The organism is Rhizobium sp. P44RR-XXIV (genome assembly GCF_001999485.2).
In the GTDB taxonomy this organism is placed as follows: domain Bacteria; phylum Pseudomonadota; class Alphaproteobacteria; order Rhizobiales; family Rhizobiaceae; genus Rhizobium.
Genome location: NZ_MPVZ02000028.1, coordinates 290,542 through 304,070 on the forward strand (window position 1 = coordinate 290,542; position 13,529 = coordinate 304,070).

Consider the following 13,529-nt stretch of genomic DNA (forward strand, 5'->3'; position numbering starts at 1 on the left):
ATAAAAAAGCCGCCGGATGGGCTCATCCAGCGGCTTTTTTCGTAAATGTCATCTGCAATCAGTCAACGAATTCGACGACGACGCCTGGCTTGACCATCTTGGCGAGTTCGGTCGCGTCCCAATTGGTGAGACGAACGCAGCCGTGGCTCTGCGACTTACCGATCTTCGAGGGTTCTGGCGTGCCGTGGATACCGTAGGTCGGCTTCGACAGGGCCATCCAGACGGTGCCGACCGGGCCGTTCGGGCCAGGCGGAATGTTGAGGACCTTGTCGTTGGCGCCCTGCTGGAAGTTGATCTTCGGGTTGTATGTATAGCCGGGATTGAAGGCGACACGTTCGACCGTTACCGTGCCGGAGGGCGAGGGCGTGTCGGTCGAGCCGATACTTGCCGGATAGGCCGCGATCAGCGTGCCATTGGCATCATAGGCGAAAACCTGCTTGCGGCCCTTGTCTGCGAGAATCTTCGCGACCGTACCGGTTCTGGCAGGGCCGGTGTTGACGACCTTGATCGTATTACCCGGTACGGTGAAGTCGACACCGGGATTGAGTTCCTTCAGATAGCCTTCATCCATGTGGAAGCGTTCGGCCAGCATTTCCGTCGTCGACGTATAGCCAAGCGATGGCATCTGCGATTTTGCCGCATAATCCTCGGGGATCGATGCGACATAGGGGCCGGCCGCATCGGCGGCCGTGATCGTGTAGTTGATGATCGGCATTCCGCCGGACATCCGCAACTGTTCGAGGATCGCGTCGGTGTTTTTCGGATCGAGCGTCTGCCCGGTCATCTGCTGATAAGCATAAACAGCCTTGGTGACGTTCGCGCCCATGCGGCCATCGATTGCGCCGGGCGAAATGCCCTGGCGAGACAGGAAGACCTCCAGCGCGGTGATCTCCATCTTCGATTTGCCCTTGAGGTTTATCACCGGTTCGGCTGGCGGCTTGCGGACGATGTCAGGTGTTTCCTGCTGCGGATCTATCGACGCGTAATCATTGCCGCCCGGATTCGCCTGCTGGCCTTTGGCGCCCGGAAGTGGCTGGTTGTCGAGCGGCTGACGTTGGATATCGCCATCGCGCGGAATGCCGCCAGTCACGACATTGCGGTCCTGTTGGTCATAGCCGTTGTCGGCGTATCCGTCGCCATTGCCATAGCCATCGTTGCGATACTGACGATAGTCCTGATAACCGCCGCCATTGTTGGACAGCTGCGTATCGCCATAGCGGTTGCCGCTGCCATATCCGTTATCGCCATTGGCATCGCGGCCCGGTGCGCGCGGATAATAGGTGCTTGCCCGCATCTCCGTGGCGACCACATTGCCGTAGCTGTCGATGAGAACGCGCCGGCCGCGACCGTCGCGGGCCATGGCATATCCACCCCCAGAGGGGTATTGATCGATAATACGGCCATCGGGCGTGACGAGAACCGTATCGCGGCTTCCGCTGCGATAGTATTGTGCCTGCGCGTCACTGAGCGCGAGCGCGGACACGGTGGCAGCCATTGCCAGGGTAAAACTCAATTTCACGAACCGGTTCACGTCTGTCGAATCCTTGGATGGTAGTTCGGCTGACTCACACATGGCAAATTTGACGCCAGTATGGAAATTTAGATTATCATGCTGAATAAAATATAAAAAATTCCGTGATCAAGGCTTCAAGTTAACATTCGGTAAGCCAAATCACCGTTTATTTGCGCCGCTCGCCATTATGGAACAACGCCAGAGGGTAGCGCCGACCAGGGAGGATTTTGGGTAATGATCGATTTTTCCGCGGCCAAAGGGCCGAAATTGACGCTGGACGAAGGCTCCGTGCTGGATATCGGCGCCTGCATCGTCGAGGGCAACAATCTGGCGCCCGGACGCGCCGTTCCCGACGACGGCGATCCGCGGATCAGCCATTCCGTAGAAGGTTTCCTCTTCACCTGCGGGCCGGATCACATCCGCCATCCCGAACCGATGTCGGGAGCTTATGAGGGCAAACGCTATCCGCTGCATGGTTCCCTAGCGTCTCATCCCGCCAAAATTCTCTGGACCAAGTTCGAGAACGGCAATGCCGAGTGCCGAGCGGACATCGACGTTATTACCGCAGAGGGACGAACGGCGAGGCTGGAGCGCCTCTGGCGGATCGATGGTGCCACCGGTGAGGTCTCTCTTGCCGATCGCGTCGTCAATACGAGTTCAGAGGCGATGCCGGTCTTCCTGATGTATCACATGAATGTCGGCGGCAAATGGTTTGACGACGGCACCCGACTGTCGGGCCAAATGCTGGAGAATGGCGGCTTTCCCTGGACCTTCGGCGATGAGCTGGGTGGCATTTTCTGTGTGCCGGCTCTGGAGAAGGGCGAGGACTGGGCGGAGGTCCGCCTCGGTCCGATCGCAGCCACTGGCGGCAAGACATTGAGGGTGCGGTTCGGCACCGACACGCTGCCGTTCCTGCAGGTCTGGCGCAATCAACGCGCACCGGCGGATGTTCTGGGCATCGAGCCCGTTTCGCATCGCTGGGTCTCGCGCGCGGAGCTGGAGGAAGCGGGCGAATTCAATATTCTCCAGCCCGGCGAAGCCCGCAATTTCATGCTCAACTTTGCCTTCGTTTGAGGGTGTCCAGCGGTTGACGCTCGCCCTGTCGCGGCGTAGATCAAGGCCCTCGGTTTTAGAGAGGACATGAAGCATGGATATCCGCCCGATCGACGATGAATACTCGGTGTCCGGCCAGATCACCTTAGAGGATCTCGACCAGATCAAGGCCCTGGGTTTCAAGTCTCTCGTCTGCCATCGCCCGGATGGTGAGAGCCCGGATCAGACGCCGTTTGGCGCCATCGAGGCCCGTGCCAAGGAACTCGGTCTCGAGATCACCCACGTGCCCGTCGGCCCCATGGGCGTCACCGAAGAGGCCGTGCAGGGCATGGTCGATGCGCTGGACGAATTCCCGCGGCCGATGCTTGGCTATTGCCGCTCCGGCGCGCGCTCGACGGCGATCTATCAGAAGACGCATCATATCCGCGGCTGATCGGGCGTATTTCCAATCTTGAGATAGAAGGGCCGGCCACAAGCCGTGCTTTTCGCTCATTTGCCTCAGAACAACATCAGGAGAAAACCATGAGCATCAAGCGTATCGACGTTGGCGCCCGCATGAGCGGCGCTGTCATTCACGGCAACACCGCCTATCTCGCCGGCCAGGTTGGCGAAGGCGAAAGCGTCACCGATCAGTGCAAGTCGGCACTGGCTGAAGTTGATCGTCTGCTCGCAGCAGCCGGCTCCAGCAAGTCGAAGATCCTGCAGACGCTCATCTACCTCTCGGACATTTCCTATTTCGCAGAAATGAACGCTGCCTGGGAAGCCTGGGTCGATCCGGCTAATACACCGGCTCGTGCGACCAGCGAAGCCAAGCTTGCCGCGCCGAAGTACAAGGTCGAATTCATCGTGACGGCCGCGCTCTAAGTCGAGGCAGCATGTTTTGGAAGGCCGGTGGGCTCGCGCTCACCCGCCTTTCGTTTGGGCGATTTCCGTCAGGGTGCGCGAGGGCGTGATCGCTTCGGGATCGAGCGCGATCTCGATGATTGCCGGCTTGCCGCTGGCGCGGGCCCGCTCGAATGCCGGGCCGAATTCTTCCGTCGCCTTCACGGTTTCGCCGTGGCCGCCATAGGCGCGGGCGAGGGCGGCAAAGTCAGGGTTTCTGAGCGCCGTCGCGCTGACACGACCGGGATATTCCCGCTCCTGATGCATGCGGATGGTGCCGTACATGCCGTTGTTGATAACGAGCGCGATCAGCGGCAGATCATATTGGACGGCGGTCGCAAACTCCTGACCGTGCATCATGAAACAGCCATCGCCGGCAAAGCAGATCACCTCACGCTGCGGAAACAGCTGTTTGGCGGCAACCGCTGCCGGTAAGCCATAGCCCATCGACCCGGAGGCGGGGGCCGCCTGCGTGTTGAAGCGGCGGAAACGGTGAAAGCGATGCAGCCAGGTCGCGTAATTGCCGGCGCCGTTGGTGAAGATCGCATCATCAGGCGTGTTGGCCTCGATCCAATCCATGATGCGGCCCATGTGAACCGCTCCGGGGCTTTTCTCCGGCGTCTTTGACCAGGCGAGATAGGCGGCGTGCATGCGTTCGGTGCGCTCGGCCCAGCGTGGTTCGCTCGGTGCATCCAGATCGGCGAGAGCTGCGACGAAATCGTCAGGGCTGGCGCAGATCGCCAGGTCCGGACGGTAGACCCGACCGAGCTCGGACGGATCGGGATAGACATGGACGAGTTGCTGGCGCGGGTAGGGGATATCGACCAGCGTATAGCCAGAGGAGGGCATTTCGGAGAGACGACCGCCCAGAAGGATGAGCAGATCCGCCTCCTTGATTTCCTTGGCGAGCGCCGGATTGATGCCGATCCCGACGTCGCCGGCATAGTTCGGATGCAGATGATCGAACAGCATCTGGCGGCGGAAGGAGCAGCCGACCGGCAGTTTGAAACGCTCGGAAAACTGCCGGATTCCGGCAACGGAATCCTCATCCCAGCGCGTGCCGCCGAGAATGACCATCGGGCGTTCAGCCCTAAGGAGGCGTTGATTGAAGTCGGCGAGCTGGCTGCGGCCGGGATGCGCGGCGACAGGCACATACTGCCTTGCGTCTGGCGCTTCGACTTCATCGCGCAGCATGTCCTCGGGCAAGGTCAGCACGACCGGGCCGGGTCGGCCCGATGTCGCCACAGCGAAGGCGCGGGTGACGAATTCCGGAATACGGGCGGCATCGTCGATCTCTCCGACCCATTTCGCATATTCGGTAAGGGCGCGGCGGAACTCCACTTCCTGAAACGCCTCGCGTTCTCGGGCATCGCGCTGCACCTGGCCGATGAAGAGGATCATCGGGATTGAATCCTGACGAGCAATATGGAGGCCAGCGGAGGCATTGGTGGCTCCGGGGCCGCGGGTGACCATGCAGATGCCCGGCTCTCCCGTCAGGCGCCCCCAGGCATCCGCCATCATCGCCGCACCACCCTCCTGACGGCAGACGAGGACCTTGATGTCGCTGTCATGCAAAGCATCGAGCACGGCAAGAAAGCTCTCGCCGGGTACGCAGGAAATGCGCTTGACGTCATTGGCCTTCAAAGCTTCGACGATGAGTTGACCGCCCGTTCGTTTCATATCTTCGCCTTCCCCTCCAGTTCGGCCAATTCGGCCAGAACCTCCTCCTGATGTTCGCCAAGACGCGGGCTTGGCCGTGAATAGGCCAACGGCGTCTCGGAAAGCACGATCGGCGTACGCACGCTTGGGATCATGGTGCCGGCCGCATCCTCGAGATCGATGCGCAGGCCGCGCGCTTTGATCTGCGGATCGGCGAACATATCCTCGATCGTATTGATCGCGCCGGCCGGAACGGCATTATCCTCACAGATCTTCAGCAGATCCGATTTGTTCCAGGTCAGCGTCCTTGCCGATATGAATGCGCGAACGTCGTTGCGATGGGCGACGCGAGCCTTGTTAGTTGCGTAGCGCTCGTCGTCGGCCTGGCTATCGAGGCCAAGGATTGCGCAGAGGCGGCGGAACTGCCCGTCATTGCCCACAGCCAGAATGAGGTAGCCATCGGCGGTGGGAACGACTTCGTAGGGCGAGATGTTGGGATGGGCATTGCCTAGGCGGACAGGTGGCTTTCCCGAGATCAGATAGTTCATGTTCTGATTGGCAAGAACGGCCGATTGCACGTCAAGCAGGGCCATGTCGACGAGCTGGCCTTCGCCCGTCTTTAGTGCGTGTATCAGTGCCGCCTCGATCGCCGAGACGGCATAGATGCCGGTGAAGATGTCGGCAATCGCAACGCCTGCCTTGACTGGCTGCCCCTCCGGCTCGCCGGTGATCGACATGAAACCGGACATGCCCTGGACGATATAGTCATAGCCTGCCAGGCCGGCATAGGGGCCGGTCTGTCCGAAGCCGGTGATCGAGCAGTAGACGATCCTCGGATTGATCTTTTTCAGGCTTTCATAGTCGAGGCCGTATTTGATCAGGCCGCCGAGCTTGAAGTTTTCGATGACGACGTCGGCTGTCTTGACTAGCCGGCGTACCAGCTCCTGTCCTTCCTCAGTCCTAAGATCGGCTGTGATGGAGCGCTTGCCGCGATTGGCAGAATGATAATAGGCGGCGGATAGGTTTTCGCCATCCTTGCCCTCAACGAAGGGAGGGCCCCATTGGCGGGTGTCGTCGCCTCCGTCCGGATTTTCCACCTTAATGACGTCAGCGCCGAGATCGGCCAGCATCTGGCCCGCCCAGGGGCCTGCAAGGACGCGGGCAAGCTCGATGACACGAATACCGGAAAGCGGAGGTTTCTTGGTTTTCTGGTCCGTCATGTCGATCCGCTCTCTCGCTTAGGGCGTGAATGCTGTTTCAGATGTATCGGATACGGGCTTGGAAGCAAAGCGCTGCTCGCGCCAGAGGATATAGAGCCCGGAACCCATAATGATGAGGATGCCGAGCCATTTGATCGCATCCGGAAAGTTATGGAACACCACCCAGCCGAAGATCGTCGCCGAGATGATTTCGAAATATTGCAGGGGCGCGAGCTTCGAAGCCTGGACAGCGCGATAGGCATAGACCGTAAGAATGCCCGAGGCCGCTGCCGTGACGCCAACGCCGAGCAAATAGAGCATCGCCGTCAGATCCGGAATAACCGGATGAAGGATTGCGGATCTCGTCGCCTTCCCGATGCCAAGCAGGATCAGGCTGAGGCCGGTGCCCAATATGCCTGTTTGGAACTGCATGGGCCACGCGTCTTCGCGGTGGGACACGACGCGCGTGATCATCACGTAAACTGCAACGCAGAGCGCGGTGACGACGGGCAAAAGGGCAACGAAGCCCACCTCCTGAAAGCTTGGCTGGATGATGAGCATGGCGCCAAGGAAGCCGACGGCACAGGCTGTGTAACGGCGCCAGCCGATGGTTTCCTTGAGGAAGATGCTGCTCAAAATGGTCAGCATCATCGGCTCGACGAAAAAGATGGCGATGGCATCGGCCACTTCCATGACCTGCAGCGCAGTCACGAACGAGACCATGGACAGCGTCAAAAGCGCAGCGCGGAGCGCGTGCACGCCGCTTTGGCGCCATGACCATACGCCCCACTGTCCGCGCACGGCCATCATCGGCAGGGCAAAGAGCGACTGAAAGATGAAGCGTGCGGCGGTGACTTCGGCCGGCGGAATGGTGGTTGCCGCGAGTTTGGAGAAGATGTCCATGATCGGCGAGAGGACGACGGAGAGGAACATCATCAACAGGCCGAACGTCAGCTCCGATTGCGGCAATCGAAGCGAGGAGCCGCTGTTGGCATTCATTGGAGAGTTCCTTTGAGAATCAGTTCCTTGCCGCGACCTCTTTGCACCAGTTAGCAAAGTCGGCAATGGCTTGGTCGGCACCGATTTCGTTCAGCGTCTCGTGCCGCATGTCCGGGTGGATCTTGGTTGTAATATGAGAGAAGCCGGCGTTTTTCAAATGATTTGACAGCCAGGAAATTGCTTTTCCGTTGTCTGTCGCCGGGTCCTTGCCGCCGCCGATGAGATGGATCGGCATGTCGTGCCGCAGCTGGTCGAGATAGGCCTTTTGCGGGGCGCGAAAGCTGAGTTCGAATATATCAAGCCAGAGCGAAACGGATGCATCGAAGCCGCAGAGTGGATCGGCGATGTACTTGTCCACCTGTTCGGGGATGCGCGACAGCCAATCGAACTCGGTGCGGCGGTTCGGGATGAATTTGCCCCAGGCGCCGAAGGTCAGTTTTGGCAGTGGCCCGCTTGGAACGTCCGACCCCTTGAACATGCGTTCGGTCTTCAAGATGAGCTGGGCGGCGCGGCCGGCGAGGCCCGGATGGAAATTCGAATTCCAGACAGTGACGGCATCGAATTTATCCGGATAGGTGACAGCTGTATTGAGGCTGATCAATCCACCCATGGAATGACCGAACAGGATGATCGGCCGGCCCGGATAAGTGGTTGCGGCGAGCTCTCTCATGGCAAGTACATCTGCCATGACCTGATCGACGCCATTTCGCCGGGCGAAACGGCCGATAGGCGCATCGACGGCAACCGTTTCGCCATGGCCGCGGTGATCGTGGGCATAGACATGGAAGCCCTGGGTGGCCATGGCATCGGCGAAAGCTTCATAGCGGCGCGAATGTTCGGCAAGGCCATGGGATATGAGAAGGATTCCGCGCGCCTCGCCCTTCGCCGGCGAATGATGATAGGCAATCGTCGCGCCCGTCGGACTTTGCAGGCGTTGCGTTTCGGCGAACATGCATGGTTCCTCCCCAATCGGACGAGAGGTTATCATCCTGGTGATTGCAATGGACAGTCATCGAAGCCCACAGAAATAAATCTTTCGAGCCCCGTGATTCAGGGTTGCATGCGCAAAAGCAAACTGCTTATTTGTTCCTATAATGTTCTAGTTGGAGGCGTGGAATGAAGCATTTGCTTCGGATATTTGCGGTTGTGCTCCTTTCGGTCGGGACAGTCGCGAGCGCAGTGGCGCAGGAGCACAGCCGGGGGCGGACACGCTTCATCCTGGCGGCAAGCTGGGAGCCGGCATTTTGTGCGACGAACCAGAAGAAGGCGGAATGTCGGAACCAGTCGTCGAGCAATCACGATGCCACGAATTTCTCGCTACATGGCCTCTGGCCGATGCGGCAGGAATATTGCGACGTTTCGGATGATCTGAAGCAGGCGGATCGCAGCAGCGATTGGAAGGATCTGCCGGCGGTGCAGCTGTCGCAAGACGTTAAGGCGAAGCTCGACAAGGTGATGCCGGGTACGCAATCGGGCCTCGAGCGTCACGAGTGGATCAAGCACGGCACCTGCACGAAGCTTAGTGCCGACGATTACTTCTCGACCGCCGCGGGCCTGATCAACGAGCTCAACGCATCCGCCGTGCGTGAACTTTTCGCTCAGAATATCGGCAAGGAACTGGATGCGGAAAGCATCAAGGCCGCTTTCGACCAGAGCTTCGGCGAGGGTGCCAATGCGCGCATCAAGATGAGCTGCCGTCGCGTCGGCAATGTCAGGATGATCTCGGAACTGACGATCGGTCTCTCCGAAGACGCTCTCGATCAGCAACAGGGCAACGAGCCTCGGCTCGCAAAACTGATCCAGGGTGCCGGCAGTACGGCGTTCGGCTGCGATCGCGGCGTGGTGGATGCAGCCGGTTTCTGACTTATTCCGGCCTTTGTGACGCGGATAAATGCCCTCGGATAAGGTTTCGCCGTTGCCCGAGGGCGGGGTTTCGCCTACATAGCGGCACAATTCGCAATGTTATCCGCCCGTGGAGTAACCCAAGCTATGGCACGTCAGTTCATTTATCATATGGCCGGTCTGAATAAGGCCTATGGCGCCAAGAAAATCCTGGAGAATATTCATCTCTCCTTCTACCCCGACGCCAAGATCGGTATTCTCGGCCCGAACGGTGCGGGTAAGTCGACTGTACTGCGCATCATGGCCGGTCTCGACAAGGAATATACCGGCGAAGCCTGGTTGGCCGAAGGCGCTACCATCGGATATCTGGCACAGGAGCCGCACCTCGATCCTACGAAGACGGCGCTCGAAAACGTCATGGAAGGCGTCGCGGCCAAGACCGACGTTCTCAATCGCTATAACGAACTGATGATGAACTATTCTGACGAGACGGCGGAAGAGGGCGCCAAGCTCCAGGATATCATCGACAGCCAGAACCTCTGGGATCTCGAAAGCCAGGTTGAAATGGCGATGGATGCGCTGCGTTGCCCGCCCGGCGATGCTGACGTCACCAAGCTTTCGGGCGGCGAGCGTCGCCGTCTTGCCTTGTGCAAGCTGCTGCTGTCGCAGCCCGACGTGCTGCTGCTTGACGAACCGACCAACCACCTCGACGCCGAAACCATCGCCTGGCTGGAAAAGCACCTGCGTGCCTATCCGGGCGCCGTGCTGATGATCACCCACGATCGCTACTTCCTGGATAACGTCACCGGCTGGATCCTCGAACTCGACCGCGGTCGCGGCATTCCTTACGAGGGCAACTACTCCTCGTACCTGCTGGCCAAGGCAAAGCGCATGCAGCAGGAAGGCCGCGAAGAAGCCGGTCGTCAGAAGGCGATCGCGCGCGAACAGGAATGGATCGCGTCCAGCCCGAAGGCCCGCCAGTCGAAGTCCAAGGCTCGTATCCGCGCCTATGACGAGTTGGTCGATGCCGCCGAGAACCAGCGTCCCGGCGATGCGCAGATCATCATTCCGGTCGGCGAGCGTCTCGGCCAGGTGGTCATCGAAATGGAAGGCATCACCAAGGGTTATGGCGACCGCGTGTTGATCGAAGACCTGTCGCTGAAGCTGCCGCCCGGCGGCATCGTCGGCGTGATCGGTGCGAACGGCGCCGGCAAGACGACGCTCTTCCGCATGATCACCGGCCAGGAAAAGCCGGATAGCGGTTCTATCCGCATCGGCGACACCGTTCACCTCGGTTATGTCGACCAGAGCCGCGATGCACTGGATGGCAACAAGACCGTCTGGGAGGAAATCTCCGGCGGTGCCGAAGTCATCAAGCTCGGCAAGTATGAAATGAATTCGCGCGCCTATTGCGCAACCTTCAACTTCAAGGGCGGCGATCAGCAACAGAAGGTCGGCAACCTCTCGGGCGGCCAGCGCAACCGCGTGCATCTTGCCAAGATGCTGAAGGCCGGCGGCAATGTGCTGCTCCTCGACGAACCGACCAACGACCTTGATACGGAAACGCTGGGCGCACTCGAGATCGCTCTCGAAAACTTCGCCGGCTGCGCTGTTATCATCAGCCACGATCGCATGTTCCTCGACCGTCTGGCGACGCATATCCTCGCTTTCGAAGGCGACAGCCATGTCGAATGGTTCGAAGGTAACTTCGAGGATTACGAACAGGACAAGATGCGCCGCCTCGGCGTCGACAGCATCAATCCGAGCCGCGTCACCTACAAGAGACTGACGCGATAAGCTCTTGTTTCCGCTCTTCGAAAACCCCGGCTTGTCCGGGGTTTTTGTTTATCTGGCGGTGAAATCCGATGTTCCGTTCTCGGCAGAAATTAACAGATTTCCGACGTCGAACGAGCTCGGTTGCCGATTGGCTCTTGCAGAATGCGCCCAAATCACATAAAGATATCTTTATATCTTGATTGGGTGTCGAATGACGGATCTGGTGAAGCTCGGCTTGGACGATGTTGTGGACGTACTGAAGGCGGTCGGCGAGCCGACGCGGCTGCGTCTGATGGCGCTGCTCGTCGCCAGCGACCTCACTGTCACCGATCTTACCGAAATTCTCGGCCAGTCGCAGCCCCGCATCTCCAGGCATCTGAAGCTGCTCGGCGAGGCCGGCCTGATCGATCGTTATCAGGAAGGCGCCTGGGCCTATTTCCGCTTGAAGCAGGAAGGCAAGGCCGTCACGCTGGCGCGCACACTTCTGCGTCACACCGCGGAAAAGGATGCGGTTCTGCTGCGTGACGGAGAGCGCCTTTCTGCCGTCAAGCGCGTCCGTGCCGAGCGTGCGCAGGCCTATTTCAGCCGCAATGCCGCCGAGTGGGACGAGCTGCGCCGCCTGCATGCCGCCGACGAAGATGTCGACAAGGTGCTGATCGATCTGATTGGCCCACAGCCGATCGACTCGTTTCTCGACCTCGGCACAGGCACCGGGCGCATGCTGCAGCTTTTGGCAGGTCATTATCGGCGCGCCGTCGGTATCGACGCCAGCCGCGATATGCTTGCCGTGGCGCGTGCCAATCTCGATCGCTCCAACATCACGGCTGCTTCTGTACGCCACGGCGACATTTTCAACCTGCCGCTCGAGCAGCAGGATTTCGATCTGATCACCATTCATCAGGTGCTGCACTTCCTTGATCAGCCCGAGATCGCTGTTGCGGAGGCGGCGCGAATGCTGCGGCCCGGCGGCCGGCTTGTCATTATCGATCTTGCGCCGCACGGGCTTGAATATCTGCGTGACGAACATGCGCATCTGCGTCTCGGCTTCTCGCATCAGACCATATCCGATTGGCTGAAATTGGCGGGGCTCGATGTCGAGCAGGTGCAGGATCTTCATTCGGGGAGGGAGAGCGGCCAGATGCTGACCGTCACGATCTGGCTGGCGCGCGACCCGCGGCTGTTGATCGCCTCCGACCAGGGCCACCAGTCGTCCCCCATTCTTGCCGGGAGAGTTTGACATGTCTTCGAAATCCGAAAACAGCCAGAGCGGCATCCGCATTTCCTTCGAGTTCTTTCCGCCGAAGTCGGAAGAGGCCGAGCAGCAACTGTGGAATACGGTTGCGGACCTTAGCGATTGGGAGCCCGAATTCGTTTCGGTGACCTACGGGGCAGGCGGGTCTACCAAGGCGCCGACCCTTTCGGCCGTGCGCAAGATGATCCACGAGACGCCGTTCACGACTGCGTCGCATCTGACCTGCGTCGGCGCGACCCGTGAGGACACGCATCGGGTCATCGACGAGTTTCTCGCTACCGGCGTTCGCCGTTTTGTTGCCTTGCGCGGCGATCCGCCCGGTGGTGTCGGCTCCGCCTATCAACCGCATCCGGGCGGCTATGCTAACGCAGCCGATCTGGTGGCGGCGTTGCGCGAGCGCGGCGATTTCGATATCTCCGTCTCCGCCTATCCGGAAAAGCATCCCGAGAGCCGCGACACCGCAGCCGACATCGATATGCTGAAGCGCAAGGCCGACAACGGTGCCGATCGTGCCCTGACACAGTTCTTCTTCGATAATGACGCCTTCGAGCGCTATCATGATCGTGTTCGTGCTGCCGGCATCGCGATTCCGGTGGTTCCCGGCATCATGCCGATCCAGAACCTGACGCAGCTGAAGCGCTTCGCTGGCGCTTGCGGCACCAGCATTCCGGTGGCGCTCGATCAGCGTTTTGAGGGTCTCGACGAAAATACCGATGAGCGCGCCAGCGTTGCCGCCGATGTGGCCGCAGAGCAGATCCAGGATCTGATGCGCCGGGGCATTCACGAATTTCATCTCTATACGATGAACCGCTCACCGCTCGTCTCCGCCGTCCTGGAGCGCCTGGGGCTTCAGCGCAGGGTGGATGCGCGCGCCGGCGCTGCGGCCTGAAATAGCGATCGAAACGAATGCATGAAAAAGCGCATGTCCGTCTCGGGCATGCGCTTTTCTAATGGAATAGATGTTTTGTTAGCTTTCGGAGTTGGGTAGCCTGTGGGTTTCGCCCCGTCGTCAGATGAAGAGCATCGTTACGACGAAAACGAAGGCCGCACCGACCACCAGGACGTTGATGGATCGCGTCAATCCCATGTCTTCCTCCTTAGTCAGCCGGTAAATTTTATGTCGAAAATGTGTCGCTTGAAAAGTAAATTCGATGCTGCGGCGCGATATGCCGTTTGCATTTTGAATCACTGTGCCGTCGCAAATGCTTGATTTTTAGCGCAAAAATGGCACCGTCTCCTGCTCGGTTCGGTTGTGAATAAGTGTTAACACATCATCCGATTTCGGCCGCAGATCACAAATTTTCGCTGTAAGGCCGCGCCTCGATGGGCAATCAGCCTCCCCATGCCCGGAGCC

General features: G+C 59.5%; 12 protein-coding genes. 7 read left to right on the plus strand and 5 right to left on the minus strand.

Annotation, left to right across the window (positions count from 1 at the left end; translation table 11 throughout):
* Positions 1 to 58: 58 nt before the first annotated feature.
* Positions 59 to 1,531 carry a L,D-transpeptidase gene (locus BSK43_RS18540; protein ID WP_077469107.1) on the minus strand — a complete coding sequence of 491 codons (1,473 nt, stop codon included), beginning with the start codon at positions 1,529 to 1,531 and terminating at the stop codon, positions 59 to 61.
* 216 nt (positions 1,532 to 1,747) lie between these two features.
* On the opposite strand from BSK43_RS18540, the gene BSK43_RS18545 reads away from it, so the two are divergent.
* From BSK43_RS18545 to BSK43_RS18555, 3 genes are all read left to right on the plus strand, one after another.
* Positions 1,748 to 2,587, plus strand: a complete 840-nt coding sequence (locus BSK43_RS18545; RefSeq protein ID WP_077469105.1) for a DUF4432 family protein — start codon at positions 1,748 to 1,750, stop codon at positions 2,585 to 2,587.
* A 73-nt stretch (positions 2,588 to 2,660) separates the two neighbouring features.
* Positions 2,661 to 2,999: a TIGR01244 family sulfur transferase gene (locus tag BSK43_RS18550; RefSeq protein ID WP_077469103.1), complete on the plus strand. Its 339-nt coding sequence runs from the start codon at positions 2,661 to 2,663 to the stop codon at positions 2,997 to 2,999.
* Positions 3,000 to 3,088: 89 nt separating this feature from the next.
* A complete protein-coding gene (locus BSK43_RS18555; RefSeq protein WP_077469101.1) occupies positions 3,089 to 3,430 on the plus strand; it encodes a RidA family protein in 342 nt (113 codons plus the stop codon).
* Positions 3,431 to 3,469: 39 nt separating this feature from the next.
* Here the strand turns inward: BSK43_RS18555 and BSK43_RS18560 are convergent, their stop codons facing one another.
* From BSK43_RS18560 to BSK43_RS18575, 4 genes are read right to left on the minus strand one after another with little or no spacing between them, the layout of a single operon-like run.
* The gene (locus tag BSK43_RS18560) at positions 3,470 to 5,128 is read right to left on the minus strand and encodes a thiamine pyrophosphate-binding protein (protein WP_077469099.1); all 1,659 of its coding nucleotides are present in this window, start codon (positions 5,126 to 5,128) and stop codon (positions 3,470 to 3,472) included.
* Complete coding sequence (locus BSK43_RS18565) at positions 5,125 to 6,327, minus strand: CaiB/BaiF CoA-transferase family protein (RefSeq protein WP_077469097.1); 1,203 nt, start codon at positions 6,325 to 6,327, stop codon at positions 5,125 to 5,127. The genes BSK43_RS18560 and BSK43_RS18565 overlap by 4 nt, the downstream gene beginning before the upstream one ends.
* An 18-nt stretch (positions 6,328 to 6,345) precedes the next feature.
* Positions 6,346 to 7,305, minus strand: coding sequence for a DMT family transporter (locus tag BSK43_RS18570; RefSeq protein WP_077469095.1), 960 nt, complete (start codon positions 7,303 to 7,305; stop codon positions 6,346 to 6,348).
* A 19-nt stretch (positions 7,306 to 7,324) separates the two neighbouring features.
* Positions 7,325 to 8,257, minus strand: a complete 933-nt coding sequence (locus tag BSK43_RS18575; RefSeq protein ID WP_077469093.1) for an alpha/beta hydrolase — start codon at positions 8,255 to 8,257, stop codon at positions 7,325 to 7,327.
* A gap of 164 nt (positions 8,258 to 8,421) precedes the next feature.
* On the opposite strand from BSK43_RS18575, the gene BSK43_RS18580 reads away from it, so the two are divergent.
* From BSK43_RS18580 to metF, 4 genes are all read left to right on the plus strand, one after another.
* The gene (locus BSK43_RS18580; protein ID WP_077469091.1) at positions 8,422 to 9,168 is read left to right on the plus strand and encodes a ribonuclease; all 747 of its coding nucleotides are present in this window, start codon (positions 8,422 to 8,424) and stop codon (positions 9,166 to 9,168) included.
* Between the two features lie 126 nt (positions 9,169 to 9,294).
* Positions 9,295 to 10,944 (plus strand): energy-dependent translational throttle protein EttA, encoded by a 1,650-nt coding sequence (gene ettA, locus BSK43_RS18585; protein WP_068398331.1) that lies wholly within the window; start codon positions 9,295 to 9,297, stop codon positions 10,942 to 10,944.
* A gap of 190 nt (positions 10,945 to 11,134) precedes the next feature.
* Positions 11,135 to 12,160 carry a metalloregulator ArsR/SmtB family transcription factor gene (locus BSK43_RS18590; RefSeq protein WP_077469089.1) on the plus strand — a complete coding sequence of 342 codons (1,026 nt, stop codon included), beginning with the start codon at positions 11,135 to 11,137 and terminating at the stop codon, positions 12,158 to 12,160.
* A 1-nt stretch (position 12,161) separates the two neighbouring features.
* On the plus strand, positions 12,162 to 13,064 hold the full coding sequence (gene metF / locus BSK43_RS18595) for a methylenetetrahydrofolate reductase [NAD(P)H] (RefSeq protein ID WP_077469087.1): 903 nt from the start codon (positions 12,162 to 12,164) through the stop codon (positions 13,062 to 13,064).
* Positions 13,065 to 13,529 lie beyond the last annotated feature (465 nt).